Annotated in this window: 9 protein-coding genes; 8 read left to right on the forward strand and 1 reads right to left on the reverse strand. The window is 56.2% G+C overall.

Translation table 11 applies throughout. The annotated features are described in order from the left end of the window. Positions 1-164: 164 nt before the first annotated feature. Genes gmk through recG form a run of 5 tightly spaced genes read left to right on the forward strand, consistent with a single transcriptional unit; the run spans position 165 to position 6,031 of the window. Positions 165-788: a guanylate kinase gene (gene gmk / locus KK102_RS18685; protein WP_010426438.1), complete on the forward strand. Its 624-nt coding sequence runs from the start codon at positions 165-167 to the stop codon at positions 786-788. Between the two features lie 54 nt (positions 789-842). Continuing rightward, positions 843-1,118, forward strand: coding sequence for a DNA-directed RNA polymerase subunit omega (gene rpoZ / locus KK102_RS18690; RefSeq protein WP_000135058.1), 276 nt, complete (start codon positions 843-845; stop codon positions 1,116-1,118). A 19-nt stretch (positions 1,119-1,137) separates the two neighbouring features. Further along, on the forward strand, positions 1,138-3,252 hold the full coding sequence (gene spoT, locus KK102_RS18695; RefSeq protein ID WP_042714441.1) for a bifunctional GTP diphosphokinase/guanosine-3',5'-bis pyrophosphate 3'-pyrophosphohydrolase: 2,115 nt from the start codon (positions 1,138-1,140) through the stop codon (positions 3,250-3,252). Between the two features lie 4 nt (positions 3,253-3,256). Further along, entirely contained in the window at positions 3,257-3,946 is a 690-nt protein-coding gene (gene trmH / locus KK102_RS18700; RefSeq protein ID WP_126545722.1) for a tRNA (guanosine(18)-2'-O)-methyltransferase TrmH, read from the forward strand. A 3-nt stretch (positions 3,947-3,949) separates the two neighbouring features. Next, positions 3,950-6,031, forward strand: coding sequence for an ATP-dependent DNA helicase RecG (gene recG / locus KK102_RS18705; RefSeq protein ID WP_126545723.1), 2,082 nt, complete (start codon positions 3,950-3,952; stop codon positions 6,029-6,031). Between the two features lie 2 nt (positions 6,032-6,033). Here the strand turns inward: recG and gltS are convergent, their stop codons facing one another. Further along, positions 6,034-7,236: a sodium/glutamate symporter gene (gene gltS / locus KK102_RS18710; RefSeq protein WP_126545724.1), complete on the reverse strand. Its 1,203-nt coding sequence runs from the start codon at positions 7,234-7,236 to the stop codon at positions 6,034-6,036. Between the two features lie 226 nt (positions 7,237-7,462). Between gltS and xanP the strand changes: the two genes are divergently transcribed. From xanP to KK102_RS18725, 3 genes are all read left to right on the forward strand, one after another. After that, positions 7,463-8,854, forward strand: coding sequence for a xanthine/proton symporter XanP (xanP, locus tag KK102_RS18715; RefSeq protein WP_014881972.1), 1,392 nt, complete (start codon positions 7,463-7,465; stop codon positions 8,852-8,854). A gap of 119 nt (positions 8,855-8,973) precedes the next feature. Then, complete coding sequence (locus KK102_RS18720) at positions 8,974-10,674, forward strand: AsmA family protein (protein ID WP_216358195.1); 1,701 nt, start codon at positions 8,974-8,976, stop codon at positions 10,672-10,674. A 333-nt stretch (positions 10,675-11,007) separates the two neighbouring features. Continuing rightward, on the forward strand, positions 11,008-16,335 hold the full coding sequence (locus tag KK102_RS18725) for an Ig-like domain-containing protein (protein WP_338070882.1): 5,328 nt from the start codon (positions 11,008-11,010) through the stop codon (positions 16,333-16,335). The last annotated feature ends 45 nt before the right edge of the window (positions 16,336-16,380 follow it).

Raw genomic sequence — 16,380 nt, forward strand, 5'->3', positions numbered from 1 at the left:
AGGGTTTCTTTTTATTTCTGCAAACCGCAGGTAAAACCGGAAAACGGCACGCAAAAATCAATAATCCGGGGGAAAAAGTGTGACAAAGGCTACGTCACGGTGCGCCGACGTGTATAATAAGCCCGTATGTAGGACTTCTTCGCTAACACATACAAAAGACTCTCATGGCTCAAGGCACGCTTTATATTGTTTCTGCCCCTAGTGGCGCGGGTAAATCCAGCCTTATTCAGGCACTGTTAAAAACCCAACCGTTGTACGACACACAGGTTTCTGTTTCTCACACCACGCGAGCGCCGCGTCCGGGTGAAGTGCACGGTGAACACTATTTCTTTGTGGATCACGACGAGTTCAGAGCGATGATCGGCCGAGACGCGTTTCTTGAACATGCTGAAGTGTTCGGTAACTATTACGGCACCTCGCGTGAAACCATTGAGCAGGTTCTGGCAACCGGCGTAAACGTGTTCCTGGATATCGACTGGCAGGGCGCGCAGCAAATTCGCAAGAAAATGCCCGACTCGCGCAGTATCTTTATTTTACCGCCATCGAAAGATGAGTTGGATCGCCGCCTGCGTGGCCGCGGTCAGGACAGCGAAGAAGTGATCGCTAAGCGTATGGAACAGGCTGTTGCAGAAATGAGCCATTACGCGGAATATGATTACCTTATTGTGAATGATGATTTTGATGCCGCGCTGAGCGATCTCAAAACCATTCTTCGTGCAGAACGTCTGCGTATGAGCCGCCAGAAGCAGCGACATGACGCATTAATCACCAAACTGTTGGCAGACTGAACCCACTTTCAGTATCATGCCCAGTCATTTCTTCACCTGTGGAGCATTTTAAGTATGGCACGCGTAACTGTTCAGGACGCTGTAGAGAAAATTGGTAACCGTTTTGACCTGGTGCTGGTCGCCGCGCGTCGCGCTCGTCAGATGCAGGTAGGCGGTAAAGATCCGCTGGTACCGGAAGAAAACGATAAAACCACCGTTATTGCACTTCGCGAAATCGAAGAAGGTCTGATCAACAACCAGATCCTCGACGTGCGTGAGCGCCAGGAGCAGCAAGAGCAGGAAGCCGCAGAACTGCAGGCCGTAACCGCTATTGCTGAAGGTCGTCGTTAATTAAACCTGCGGGTCGCCCTTGTATCTGTTTGAAAGCCTGAATCAACTGATTCAAACCTACCTGCCTGAAGACCAGATTAAGCGTCTTCAGCAGGCGTATCTCGTTGCACGTGACGCTCACGAGGGCCAGACACGTTCAAGCGGTGAACCCTATATCACGCACCCGGTAGCGGTGGCCTGTATTCTGGCCGAGATGAAACTCGACTACGAAACTCTGATGGCCGCTCTGCTGCACGACGTGATCGAAGATACCCCTGCCACTTATCAGGACATGGAACAGCTGTTTGGCAAAAGCGTTGCCGAACTGGTGGAAGGGGTCTCTAAGCTTGATAAGCTGAATTTCCGCGACAAGAAAGAGGCGCAAGCCGAAAACTTCCGCAAGATGATTATGGCGATGGTGCAGGATATCCGCGTCATTCTCATCAAACTCGCTGACCGTACCCACAACATGCGCACGCTGGGCTCACTTCGCCCGGATAAACGTCGCCGCATTGCCCGTGAAACCCTCGAAATCTACAGCCCGCTGGCGCACCGTTTAGGTATTCATCACATTAAAACCGAGCTGGAAGAGCTGGGTTTTGAAGCGTTGTACCCGAACCGCTATCGCGTGATTAAAGAGGTGGTGAAAGCCGCACGCGGTAACCGTAAAGAGATGATTCAAAAAATCCTCTCGGAAATCGAAGGGCGCTTGCAGGAAGCGGGAATTCCGTGCCGCGTCAGCGGTCGCGAGAAACATTTGTACTCCATCTACTGCAAAATGGTGCTCAAGGAGCAGCGTTTTCACTCGATCATGGATATCTACGCCTTTCGCGTGATCGTCCACGACGCCGACACCTGCTATCGCGTGCTGGGGCAGATGCACAGCCTCTACAAACCGCGTCCGGGTCGCATGAAAGATTACATCGCCATTCCAAAAGCGAACGGCTATCAATCTTTGCACACCTCGATGATCGGGCCACACGGCGTGCCTGTTGAGGTGCAAATTCGCACCGAAGACATGGACCAGATGGCAGAGATGGGTGTTGCCGCACACTGGGCGTATAAAGAGCACGGTGGCGAAAGCAGCACGACCGCACAAATCCGCGCCCAGCGCTGGATGCAGAGTCTGCTGGAGCTTCAGCAGAGTGCGGGTAGCTCGTTTGAATTTATTGAGAGCGTTAAATCCGATCTCTTCCCGGATGAGATTTACGTTTTCACCCCAGAAGGCCGCATTGTCGAACTGCCTGCGGGCGCAACGCCGGTCGACTTCGCTTACGCCGTGCATACCGATATCGGCCATGCCTGCGTGGGCGCTCGCGTCGACAGACAACCTTATCCGCTGTCTCAGCCGCTCTCCAGCGGCCAGACGGTAGAAATTATTACCGCGCCGGGCGCACGTCCGAACGCGGCCTGGCTGAACTTTGTCGTGAGCTCCAAGGCGCGCGCCAAAATTCGCCAGCTGCTGAAAAACCTCAAGCGCGATGATTCCGTCAGCCTGGGGCGTCGTCTGCTCAACCACGCGTTGGGCGGCAGCCGTAAGCTGGCTGAAATTCCGCAGGAGAACGTCCAGCGTGAGCTGGAGCGTATGAAGCTCGCGTCGCTTGACGATCTGCTGGCGGAGATTGGCCTCGGCAACGCCATGAGCGTGGTGGTGGCGAAGAACCTGCAGCAAGGCGACACAACAGCGGTGCCGGCAACGACGCAAAGCCACGGACACCTGCCGATTAAAGGCGCGGATGGCGTGCTGATCACCTTCGCAAAATGCTGTCGTCCAATTCCTGGCGACCCGATTATTGCGCACGTCAGCCCGGGCAAAGGGCTGGTTATCCACCACGAGTCCTGTCGTAACATTCGCGGCTACCAGAAAGAAGCCGAGAAGTTTATGGCGGTCGAGTGGGATAAAGAGACCGCGCAGGAATTTATCACCGAAATTAAGGTGGATATGTTCAACCACCAGGGTGCCCTGGCGAACCTGACGGCAGCGATCAACACGGCCTCTTCCAATATTCAGAGCCTGAATACGGAAGAAAAAGATGGTCGCGTGTACAGCGCCTTTATTCGTCTGACCGCCCGCGACCGCGTGCATCTGGCGAATATTATGCGCAAGATCCGCGTCATGCCGGACGTGATTAAAGTCACCCGAAACCGAAACTAGGTTTATGAATTCACAACGTTATGCACGTATCTGCGAAATGCTCGCCAGGCGTCAGCCTGACCTGACGGTCTGCATGGAGCAGGTGCATAAACCTCATAACGTCTCTGCTATCGTCCGCACCGCAGATGCCGTCGGTGTGCATGAAGTGCACGCCGTCTGGCCGGACGGCCGTATGCGCAATACGGTCTCGGCGGCGGCAGGCAGCAACAGCTGGGTGTCTGTCAAAAATCATCACACCATTGGCGAAGCCGTATCGCACCTGAAAGGGCGCGGGATGCAGATCCTCGCCACTAACCTGTCCGCTAAAGCCGTAGATTTCCGCGAGATCGACTACACCCGCCCGACCTGCATTTTGATGGGTCAGGAGAAAACCGGGATCACCCAGGAAGCGCTGGATCTGGCGGATCGGGACATCATCATTCCGATGATCGGCATGGTGCAGTCTCTCAACGTCTCCGTGGCGTCCGCGCTCATTCTGTATGAAGCGCAGCGCCAGCGTCAGAACGCCGGGATGTACGAGCGCAGCAACAGCATGCTGCCGGAAGAGGAACAGCAGCGCCTGCTTTTTGAAGGTGGCTATCCGGTGCTGGCTCGCGTTGCGAAGCAGAAAAAATTGCCTTACCCCCACGTCAACGCGCAGGGCGAAATTGAAGCCAATGCCGAGTGGTGGGCCACCATGCAGTACGCCGGGTAAGCGATGAAAGGCCGCCTGCTGGATGCCATCCCGCTCAACAGCCTGACGGGCGTGGGCGCGGCGCAAAGCAATAAGCTGGCTAAAATTGGCCTGCACACGGTGCAGGATCTCCTGCTTCACCTCCCCCTGCGTTACGAAGACCGCACTCAGCTTTATAAGATTGGCGATCTCCTTCCTGCTATTTACGCCACCGTTGAAGGCGAAGTCCTGAACTGCAACATCACCTTCGGCGGACGCCGGATGATGACCTGCCAGATCAGCGACGGCACCGGCATTCTCACCATGCGTTTTTTCAACTTCAACGCGGCGATGAAAAACAGCCTGGCGACGGGCCGCCGGGTGCTGGCCTATGGCGAGGCCAAACGCGGGAAGTACGGCGCAGAGATGATCCACCCGGAGTACCGCGTACAGGGCGATCTCAGCACGCCGGAGCTGCAGGAGACGCTCACCCCGGTTTACCCGACGACCGAAGGCATCAAGCAGGCGACGCTGCGTAAGCTCACCGATCAGGCGCTGGAGCTGCTGGATACCTGCGCCATTACCGAGTTGCTGCCGCCCGAGCTGGCGCAGGGCATGATGAGCCTGCCCGAGGCGCTGCGCACCCTGCACCGCCCGCCGCCAACGCTGCAGCTCAGCGACTTAGAAAGCGGCAAACACCCCGCCCAACGGCGTCTTATCCTTGAGGAATTACTGGCGCATAACCTGAGCATGCTGGCGCTTCGCGCGGGCGCGCAGCGTTTTCACGCCCAGCCCTTAAGCCCGCGTGATGAGCTCAAAGATAAGCTGCTGGCCTCGCTGCCGTTTAAACCCACCGGTGCGCAGGCGCGCGTCACCGCCGAAATTGAACGCGATATGGCGCTCGACGTGCCGATGATGCGCCTGGTGCAGGGCGACGTGGGGTCCGGTAAAACGCTGGTTGCCGCGCTGGCCGCCCTGCGCGCGATTGCCCACGGTAAGCAGGTGGCGCTGATGGCGCCGACCGAACTGCTGGCGGAACAGCACGCCAACAATTTCCGCGCCTGGTTTGCGCCGCTGGGAATTGAAGTGGGCTGGCTTGCCGGGAAGCAAAAAGGCAAAGCGCGCCTTGCGCAACAGGAGGCTATTGCCAGCGGGCAGGTGCAGATGATCGTGGGCACGCACGCCATCTTCCAGGAGCAGGTGCAGTTCAGCGGTCTTGCGCTGGTGATTATCGACGAGCAGCACCGCTTCGGCGTGCATCAACGTCTGGCGCTGTGGGAAAAGGGACTGCAGCAGGGCTTCCATCCGCATCAGCTGATCATGACCGCCACGCCGATCCCGCGCACCCTGGCAATGACCGCCTACGCCGATCTGGATACCTCCACCATCGACGAACTCCCTCCCGGCCGAACGCCGGTGACGACGGTTGCCATTCCCGACACGCGTCGCAGCGACATCATCGACCGCGTGCGCAACGCCTGCACCCACGAAGGGCGTCAGGCCTACTGGGTCTGTACGCTGATTGAAGAGTCGGAACTGCTGGAAGCGCAGGCTGCCGAAGCCACGTGGGAAGAGCTTAAGCTGGCGCTGCCGGAGCTGAACGTGGGCCTGGTTCACGGACGCATGAAGCCTGCCGAAAAGCAGGCGGTGATGCAGTCGTTTAAGCAGGGCGAGTTGCATTTGCTGGTCGCCACGACGGTGATTGAAGTGGGCGTGGACGTCCCGAATTCCAGCCTGATGATCATCGAAAACCCGGAGCGTCTCGGTCTTGCCCAGCTCCACCAGCTGCGCGGGCGCGTCGGCCGCGGCGCGGTGGCTTCCCACTGCGTACTGCTCTACAAAGCCCCGCTCTCAAAAACCGCCCAAATGCGTCTGCAGGTGCTGCGCGACAGCAACGACGGTTTTGTGATTGCGCAAAAAGACCTGGAGATCCGCGGCCCGGGCGAACTGCTGGGCACGCGTCAGACGGGGAACGCGGAATTCAAAGTGGCGGATTTGCTACGCGATCAGGCGATGATCCCCGAAGTTCAGCGCCTCGCCCGCCATATTCATGAACGCTACCCCGAACAGGCGGCAGCGTTAATTGAGCGCTGGATGCCGGAAACTGAACGCTACTCCAACGCCTGATTTCAGGCAAACATCGGCAGCATCAGGTACAGCTTAATCACCAGTGCGTTGACGATATCAATGAAGAACGCCCCGACCATCGGGACCACCAGAAACGCCATGTGCGATGGCCCGAACCGTTCAGTGATCGCCTGCATGTTGGCGATAGCCGTTGGGGTAGCCCCCAGACCAAACCCGCAGTGACCTGCCGCCAGCACCGCCGCATCGTAGTTTTTACCCATCATGCGCCAGGTCACGAACATGGCGTACAGCGCCATAAACAGCGCCTGCACCGACAGTATCGCCACCATCGGCAGCGCCAGCGAGGCCAGCTCCCACAGTTTGAGGCTCATCAGCGCCATCGCCAGGAACAGCGACAGGCAGACGTTGCCGAGCACCGATACCGCCCGTTCAAACACGCGGTAGAAGCCCATCAGCGCCAGGCCGTTGCTCAGGATCACCCCGATAAACAGCACGCAAACAAACGTCGGTAGTTCAAACGCAGAGCCCGCCAGCCATTGCGCAACCACTTTGCCCACGGTCAGGCAGATGGCGATCATCGCGATGGTTTCAATCAGCACCAGCGAGGTAATGCTGCGCCCGACGTCCGGTTTTTCGAACGCGGTCGGCACCAGCTCATCGTCAGGTCTGCCGTTCGGCGTGGTGGAGTGTTTAACCAGATACCGCGCCACCGGGCCGCCAATCAGGCCACCCAGCACCAGCCCAAAGGTCGCACAGGCCATCGCCACCTCCGTCGCGTTTTCAAATCCATAGCGCTCGATGAACAGCTTGCTCCACGCGGCTCCGGTCCCGTGACCGCCAGAAAGGGTAATCGACCCCGCCAGCAGCCCCATCAGCGGATCCAGCCCCAGCAGCGTTGCCATCCCGATACCGATGGCGTTTTGCATCAGCAGCAGCCCCACCACCACAATCAGGAATACGCCGAGCACTTTACCGCCCGCCCGCAGGCTCGCCAGATTGGCGTTCAGGCCGATGGTGGCAAAGAAGGCCAGCATCAGCGGGTCCTTCAGGGACATATCAAAATCGATTTCCCAGCCCATGCTTTTTTTCAGTATCAGCAGGGCCAGCGCCACCAGCAGACCACCGGCGACAGGTTCAGGAATGGTGTATTTCTTCAGAAGGGAAACGCTATGTACCAGCTTACGGCCAAGCAGTAAGACCAGCGTTGCGGCAACAAGTGTCGACAACGTATCGAGATGAATCATAGAAGGCTCCTGTTTTGCGCGTGTTCCATACACACGCGGCGTTATCCTGGGCCGGTTTGCGCTCTTCATGAGCTCCCGGCGCGAAAAAGTGTAATTTTTTTTCCTCACGCGTTGTAGAAAACCTGCGCGCAGCGGCAGAATTTCTTCCCTTTTTTTGCTGGCAATCGTTTGCTTTTACCAGGTGGTCAGATAAAATGCCCGCTTTTCCACCGTGGGATTGTCGCCGATGTCCGTTAACACCATAGAGTCGCCTGATGCGCAACCGATTGCGCAGAAGCAAAATAGCGAACTGATTTACCGCCTTGAAGACCGCCCGCCGCTGCCGCAAACGCTTTTCGCCGCCTGCCAGCATCTTCTGGCGATGTTTGTTGCGGTGATCACCCCGGCGCTGCTGATTTGCCAGGCGCTCGGTTTACCGGCGCAGGACACGCAGCACATTATCAGCATGTCTCTTTTTGCCTCCGGCGTCGCCTCTATTATTCAAATTAAAGCCTGGGGTCCGGTAGGGTCGGGATTATTGTCGATTCAGGGCACCAGCTTTAACTTCGTGGCACCGCTGATCATGGGCGGTACGGCGCTGAAAACCGGCGGGGCGGATGTCCCGACCATGATGGCGGCGCTGTTCGGCACGCTGATGCTGGCCAGCTGCACGGAGATGGTGATCTCCCGCGTTCTGCACCTGGCTCGCCGCGTTATCACCCCGCTGGTTTCCGGCGTCGTCGTGATGATTATCGGCCTGTCGCTGATTCAGGTGGGCCTTACCTCCATCGGTGGCGGCTATGCCGCGATGAGCGACCACACCTTCGGCGCGCCGAAAAACCTGCTGCTGGCGGGCGTGGTGCTGGCGATCATTATTCTGCTTAACCGTCAGCGCAACCCTTACCTGCGCGTCGCCTCGCTGGTGATTGCCATGGCGGCGGGTTACCTGCTGGCGTGGGCGCTGGGCATGCTGCCTGAGAACACCGCGCCGACCAACAGCGCGCTGATCACAGTACCCACGCCGCTGTACTATGGACTGGGCATTGACTGGGGCCTGCTGCTGCCGCTGATGCTGGTCTTTATGATCACCTCTCTGGAGACCATCGGTGACATCACCGCTACCTCGGACGTCTCCGAGCAGCCGGTGTCCGGCCCGCTGTACATGAAGCGCCTGAAAGGCGGCGTGCTGGCCAACGGCCTGAACTCGTTTGTCTCTGCGGTATTCAACACCTTCCCGAACTCCTGCTTCGGTCAGAACAACGGCGTGATCCAGCTGACCGGCGTGGCCAGCCGCTACGTCGGGTTTGTGGTGGCGCTGATGCTGATCGTCCTCGGCCTGTTCCCGGCGGTAAGCGGCTTTGTGCAGCACATCCCTGAGCCGGTGCTGGGCGGCGCGACGCTGGTGATGTTCGGCACTATCGCGGCCTCCGGCGTACGTATCGTCTCCCGCGAGCCGCTGAACCGCCGCGCGATCATGATTATCGCCCTGTCGCTGGCGGTCGGTCTGGGCGTTTCCCAGCAGCCTCTGATCCTGCAGTTTGCGCCTGACTGGGTGAAAAACCTGCTCTCTTCCGGCATTGCCGCGGGCGGTATCACTGCTATCGTTCTGAACCTCGTTTTCCCGCCTGAGAAAAATTGATTTCTCTCACGGCAGGCTGTCAGGGCCTGCCGTGACATCTCTTTACACCATTCCCGCCTTGAGCATTGCGCATAAATCGTGCATAACTCCTTTATGTACGTTTTGCGGGATGGAAGACCATGAAATTTATTGGAAAGCTGCTCGTCTATCTTCTGTTAGCTCTGCTTGTGGTGGTGCTGGCATTCTATATTTTGCTCCAGACCCGCTGGGGCGCGTCGCAGGTCAGCAATTGGGTTACGGTAAATACCGATTACGAACTCAACTTTGACCTGATGGATCACCGCTTTTCATCCCCTTCTCACCTCATTCTGGAAAATGTCACCTTTGGTCGTGACGGCAAACCTGCCACCCTGGTGGCGAAAAAAGTTGATATCGGTTTAAGCAGCCGTCAGGTAACCGATCCGCTGCATATGGACACCATTACCCTGTTTGATGGCACGCTGAACCTTTCTCCGCAAACCGCGCCGCTGCCTTTCCAGGCGGACCGCTTACAGCTAAACAACATGGCCTTTAACAGCCCGAATACCGAATGGGACCTGAGCGCGCAGAAAGTCACGGGCGGCGTCAGCCCGTGGCAGCCAGAGGCGGGCAACGTGCTGGGCAAAAACGCGCAGATCCAGATGAGCGCAGGCTCGCTCACCCTCAACGGCGTCCCGGCCAGCAACGTTCTGATTCAGGGGCAGCTCAACGGTAAAGAGGTGGTGCTGAGCACCATTGGCGCGGATATGGCGCGCGGCTCGCTCACCGGCTCCGCCCTGCGTAACGCTGACGGCAGCTGGATTATTGACAGCATGCGTCTGAATGAGATCCGCCTGCAAAGCGATAAATCGCTGATGGATTTCTTTGCTCCCATCACCACGCTCCCTTCCCTGCAGATTGGTCGGCTGGAAGTGACCGACGCGCGCCTGCAGGGGCCGGACTGGGCGGTGACGGACCTTGATTTGAGCCTGCGTAACCTGACTCTCAGCAAAGGCGACTGGCAGAGCCAGGAAGGGCGTTTGTCTATGAACGCGAGCGAGTTTATCTACGGCTCGCTGCATCTGTTCGACCCGATCCTGAACGCGGAATTCTCCCCGCAGGGTATCGCGCTGCGCCAGTTCACCTCTCGCTGGGAAGGCGGGATGGTACGCACCTCCGGCAACTGGCTGCGCGACGGCAAAGCGCTGGTGCTGGATGATGCCGCCATCGCCGGGCTGGAATACACCCTGCCTGAAAACTGGAAAACGCTGTGGATGGATCCCCTACCGGAATGGCTGAACAGCGTGACGCTAAAAAAATTCGGCCTGAGCCGCAATCTGGTGATCGACATCGATCCTGCTTTCCCGTGGCAGATCACCTCTCTGGACGGCTATGGTGCAAACCTGCAGCTGGCGAAAGACCGCCAGTGGGGCGTCTGGGGCGGCAGCGCAACCCTGAACGGTGCGGCCGCGACCTTTAATCGCGTGGACGTGCGCCGTCCGTCGCTCGCGCTGAATGCGAACGCCGCCACGGTGAACATTACCGACCTGAGCGCCTTTACCGAGAAAGGTATTCTGGAAGCCACGGCGACGGTTTCGCAGCTTCCGCAGCGGCAGACCACGGTGAGCCTGAACGGGCGCGGCGTGCCGCTCAACGTGCTGCAGCAGTGGGGCTGGCCTGCTTTGCCGATCACGGGCGACGGCAATATTCAGCTCACCGCCAGCGGCAGCGTAAAGGCCAACGCGCCACTTAAATCCTCGGTTAATGGAACGCTTACCGCAATAAATATGGATAAAAAACAAGTTATACAGAATTTAATTAATGGCAAATCTGTAAACAATAATATTTCTATCAGAGAATAATATTGTTATATTGTTTTGAAAATCAATAACCAGCCTCCTGAAAGCACGAGGCTGGCTATATAAATACCGTTATTTTTAAGTTACAAGGTTAACTAACCGTTAACTATTTTTAATTTAGAAAAAATAAAATTAAAAATAAGAAACCCTAAAACACACCTTAGAAAAATCTTAATATACTGCTGCTGGTGACTTTACCACCTCTCTCTCGTTACTCAGGAAAGGACTCCAGCAATGCATTTTTCTGCACGATTTATGGCCTGCACGCAAATATGCGTCCACCTTATCTTTCTGTTTATTAATTCATTTATATTTTCATTCCCCGCCAGAGCAGAAATGCCCATCCCATCAGCATCGGAGCCAGTTTCCAGGCCAGCAACAGGTACAGATAAAGACGATGACGCAGGTAAAAACCTCGCAAACGTACTGTCCAGCACTGGTGCGATGCTGAGTCAGGATAACAAAACGGATGCGTTAATTAACTCTGCGCTTAATAACGGATCGGCTTATGCCACGAATGAAGTACAAAACTGGCTTCAACAGTTTGGCACGGCAAAGGTAAATTTAGGTCTCAATAACGATCTGTCGCTGGAGAGCGCGAGTCTGGATCTCCTGCTGCCGCTTTATGATGATAAGAAACACAACCTGTTATTTACGCAATTAGGCGGAAGACGCGATGACGATCGCAATATTATCAACGCGGGCGCAGGTTATCGTTATTTCGCCGACCGCTGGATGTGGGGCGTTAACGCCTTTTATGACCAGCAAATCTCAAGCGTGACCCACCAGCGCCTGGGCATTGGCGGCGAGCTTGGCTGGGATTATCTCAAGCTGAGCGCCAACGCCTACCAGCGTCTTTCTGGCTGGAAAGATTCGAAAGACCATACGGATTACGAAGAGCGTGTCGCCAGCGGCTATGACGTGCGGGCCGAAGGTTATTTACCGGCCTATCCGCAACTCGGCGCGCAGTTGATTTGGGAGCAATATTATGGCGACAGCGTGGCGCTGTTTGGCGACAGCGACGATGACCGCCAGCACGATCCCTATGCATTGACCGCGGGCGTCAATTACACTCCGGTTCCGCTCCTTTCCGTTGGCGTGAACCAAAAAATGGGTAAAGGCGATCATAACGATACCCAACTCGAAATGGCGGTTAACTGGTCGCTTGGCTCACCACTCAGCGCTCAACTCGACGCCGATAACGTCAAAAACCGCCGTACGCTGCTCGGCAGTCGCCTCGATTTGGTCAACCGCAACAACACCATCGTGCTGGACTACCGTAAGAAAGAGCTGATATCGCTCAAAGTGCCGGAAAAAGTAACCGGTACAGAGGATGAAACGCTGCCAGTCAATGTCACGGTGAAGAGCAAATACCCTCTCGATCATATCACCTGGCAGGATGACAATCTGGTCCAGAACGGCGGCAGCATCACCGAGAAAAACGGCGCGTGGAGGGTCACGATGCCGCATTACATACAAAATGGCGCCGAGAAGAATATGTACGTTGTTGCCGCCACGGCCTACGACAACCAGGGCAATAAATCTGACGTCAGCCATATGACCGTAGCCGTGAGCGGTTTTAATCTGAATGACATCGCCACCACAACCACGGCGGACAGCACAACGCTGCCAGCAGACGGCGTCAGCACAACACAAGTGAACGTCACAGTTACATCAGGCAGCGGGCAAAAAATTACCGGACTCGCCAGCAACCTTAGCGCCGAGCTGATTCGCAACACGCAAAACCAGGCATCCTCTACTTCAACGGTAGCGGAAAAAATCAGCGCGTTTAGGGAGCAGTATCCGGGCGTATACGTGAGTACTTTCACTGCGGGCACGCGACCTGGCGCGGTTATCGTCCAGCCGCTCTATAATCAAACCACGAAGCTCAGCACCACCACCATTAACCTGACGGCAGTGCAAGACAACGCGCATTTTGCCACCCTTGACGCCTCTAAAACCACCGCGCTGGCGAACAGTCAGGACGCGATTTCGCTGACGGCGCACGTGGTAGACGCGATGAATAATCCTGTACAGGGCATGACAGTGCACTGGCAAAGCAACAACGCCGACGCAATACTAAGCGCGCCAGTGAGCACAACAGATAGCCAGGGAAATGCCGTCGCCTCTGTCACCAGCGGCCAAATCATACGCGCTACGGTGAGCGCGACGCTTGATAACGGCGAATCCATGAACAGTCAGTCGTTGCAGTTTACGGCCGACGCCAGCAGCGCGCAGGTCTTGCAAATTGATGCCGATAAAACCGTTGCCCGTGCCGATAATCAGGACGCTATCACCGTCAGCGCGATGGTCACCGATGCCAGCCAGCATCCGCTGTCGAACCAGACCGTAGACTGGGCGATCGATGCAGCCAGCGGTACCGCTCACCTGGCGGATAAAAAGAGCAATACCGACGAGAATGGAATTGCGACTGTCACCCTGACGTCAGCAAAAGCCGGGCAGGGCATTGTTTCGGCCTCAACGGGAAACAGCGAGGCATTAACATCAGGCACGCTGACTTTTCTGCCGGATGCTAAAACCACAACCCTGAGCAGCGTAACGGCCAGTAAAGCCTCGGCGCTCGCCAACGGCCACGATGCCGTCACTTTCACGGTGAAGGTTGAAGATGCCAATCACAATCCGGCTCAGGGCATTCCTGTTAACTGGACTACGTCCAGTACTGACGCAAGCTTATCCGCTAGCGCCACCAACACGGACGCGCAGGGTGTAGCGACTGTCGATCTGACCTCAACCGCCGTCGAAGACGTGACGGTTACCGCGGTGCTGGGAAAACAATCGCAAACCTCCCCCACCATTAATTTCCTTGCGGATAACGCCACGGCGTCTGTTCAGTCGCTGAACGTGGACAAAACCCAGGCGGTGGCCAACCAGAACGATCGTATTACGCTCACGGCTCACGTTATCGATGCCAGTGAGCACCCTGTTGCGAACGGCGCCATCGAATGGAAAATCGTGCAGGGACAAGGTACGCTGAGCGACACGCAAAATAGTACTAACCTGCAAGGGGATGCCATTGTCACGCTGGTCTCATCCGCGCAGGGTAAGGTGGTCGTCTCAGCCAGCGCCGCAACCGGCGGGGCGGTTAATTCGCCTGACCTCCTGTTTACCGCGGACACCGCGACGGCAAAAGTTACGGACGTCACGGTGGATAAGTCGACGGCCATCGCCAATGGTAAAGATCAGATCACCTACACCGCCACCGTGACAGATGCCCAGGGTAACCCGGTTAATGGCCAGGACGTTAGCTGGAAGGCAATACCCGCTACGGCGAAACTGTCATCCGCAACGACCAAAACGGACGTGAACGGCACCGCAAGGGTAACCGTGACAACCCTGAAAGCTGGTGACGTCAACGTGACTGCTCAGGCGGTGACAGGCGCGGCGTGGAATGCGCCGGTTACCACCTTTACCGGCGATTCCGCAACCGCGCAGATAGGAAACATCACCACGAATAAAACCACTGCGATCGCCAATGGCATGGACAGCATAACCTATACCGGCACCGTGACCGACGCCAACAGTAACCCTGTTACAGGGGTAAGTGCAGAATGGTCGGTAAGCCCAGCTACGGGCAAGCTGTCAGCCACCAGCAGCATCTCTGACAGCGCAGGTAAGGTGACCGTTTCCTTAACCTCTACCCTGGTAGAAAAGTACGTGGTCACCGCCAAAGTCAACGGTATGGATGAAAATGCAGAAACCGTGAACTTTACCGCCGATACCGGATCGGCCGCCATTCAGACGCTTACGGCAAGTAAAACGGACGACATTGCCGCGGGAAGAGACAATGTCACCCTGACGGCAACGGTGCAGGATGCGTCGGGGCATCCTATTGCTAACGCCGCAGTCAGTTGGTCATCCGATAATACCTCGGGCAACTTCAGTGAGCCAACCTCAACTACCGATGCCCAGGGACAGGCGATAGTCACCTTTAGCGGCACGCTCGCGCAGGCCACAATCGTGACAGCAAGCAGCGTGAACAACAGCCAGAAAACCATTCAGCTTAACATCGTGCCGGACCAGGTGAGTGCGAAAGTGGTCTCGATCACCTCTCCGGGATATGATTACGATGCCATAGCCGACGGTAAGGACGCGATTAACTTAACGGCTACAGTTAAGGACGATTACGGCAACGTCATTAACCAGGGCGAGGTAGCATGGAGCCTTAACCCGGCGGATTCTGCGCATCTCTCTGCCAACACAGTGCCCACCAATACCGAGGGCAAATCGACTGTATCCGTAACGTCAGGGAATATTGTCTCGTGCAAAGCGGTCGCCACGTTCAATGGCGTGAATACATCCTCAGCAACGATGCGTTTTATCGCTGACAGCACCACGGAGAAGGTCTCGAAGATCACTGCCAGCAAAACAACGGATATCGTTGCAGGAAAAGACCTCGTCACGCTTCAGGCCACGATCACTGACGCGAACGACAATCCCGTTGCGAACGCGACGGTACACTGGGGTACCGATAGCAACGGGGGAGCGTTCCAGCCAGCCGACAGCAGCGTCACCGACAGCAATGGCTTAACCAGCGTGACTTACACAGACACCAAAGCCGGTGCAACGGTTGTCGGGGCAGGTATCAACAGCTCTCAGCAAACCTTAACGCTGAACGTTATTGGGGACGTTGAAACCGCCACGCTCGCAAATATCAAGGCCGATAAAACCCAGGCCGTCGCGGACAATACCGACACGGTGACCTGGTCGGTCACCGTGAAGGATGCGAACGGCAACATCCTGCCGTCAACGGCGATTAACTGGAGCAGCGACGATTCGGATCTGATCCTTACGGCCAGCAATAGCATCACGAATGAGCAGGGTATCGCGTCCATTTCAGGACATACGCTTAAAGCACGTGATGCGGTGGTGACGGCAACGGTACCGGGCAATAGCAAAACGCTGTCCGCCGCGAAAGTAACCTTTATTGGTGATGCGAAAACGGCAACGCTGCTTTCACTGACGGTGGACAAAACCACTGCGCTCGCTAACGGCTCGGATTCTGTTACCTACACCACTCAAATTGAGGATGTGAACCATAACAGCGTGCCTGGCGCCGCCATTAACTGGCAAACCACATTGAACAAGCTGTCAGGGTCAACAACCAATACCAATAGCTCAGGCGTCGCTACAGTGAAACTAAGCGGCAATGATATTGGCCTGGCTACAGTGACGGCATCGATCAATGCATCATCATTAGAAAATAGCCAGGTGAAGTTTATCAACACCATTGAAGATACATGGTATGTGACAACGGATTCATCAACCTATACTTCCGCGGAGATTAAAGGTTATTCGAGTTTAGGCTTTGTCACCGCTTCCCCCACCACCGGTCCCACACAGCTTGTTTGGGAGGCAAGCGGTAGCGCTGATGTCTCAACCCCCGTCACATTGATTGACGACAGCGGTAAGCAATATGAAGTCTACCTTAAAGGTTATCGTACATCGGCTTGTTCACAGCGCCCTCTTAACGCAGCTATAACGTGTAGCGTTGACGGTTACCGAGCCAGATTTACGTGGAGCCGTAGCGATAACCAGGACATTCCACCGGGCCATTACACTGGATTGATCCATTTCTTCGGAAAAGACTGGCACACCGCCTGGGCGTTTGAATATCGATTAACGATGGATTTAACCGTTAACTGATCGCCAATAAAAAGCGAGCCATAAGGCTCGCTTTTTATTACGTTA

The organism is Enterobacter quasimori (assembly GCF_018597345.1).
Lineage (GTDB): Bacteria > Pseudomonadota > Gammaproteobacteria > Enterobacterales > Enterobacteriaceae > Enterobacter > Enterobacter mori.

Coding starts and splice junctions, on each gene's coding strand:
- KK102_RS18720 (WP_216358195.1), top strand. CDS start 8,974: ATGAAATTTATTGGAAAGCTGCTCGTCTATCTTCTGTTAGCTCTGCTT.
- gmk (WP_010426438.1), top strand. CDS start 165: ATGGCTCAAGGCACGCTTTATATTGTTTCTGCCCCTAGTGGCGCGGGT.
- KK102_RS18725 (WP_338070882.1), top strand. CDS start 11,008: ATGCCCATCCCATCAGCATCGGAGCCAGTTTCCAGGCCAGCAACAGGT.
- recG (WP_126545723.1), top strand. CDS start 3,950: ATGAAAGGCCGCCTGCTGGATGCCATCCCGCTCAACAGCCTGACGGGC.
- trmH (WP_126545722.1), top strand. CDS start 3,257: ATGAATTCACAACGTTATGCACGTATCTGCGAAATGCTCGCCAGGCGT.
- rpoZ (WP_000135058.1), top strand. CDS start 843: ATGGCACGCGTAACTGTTCAGGACGCTGTAGAGAAAATTGGTAACCGT.
- gltS (WP_126545724.1), bottom strand. CDS start 7,236: ATGATTCATCTCGATACGTTGTCGACACTTGTTGCCGCAACGCTGGTC.
- xanP (WP_014881972.1), top strand. CDS start 7,463: ATGTCCGTTAACACCATAGAGTCGCCTGATGCGCAACCGATTGCGCAG.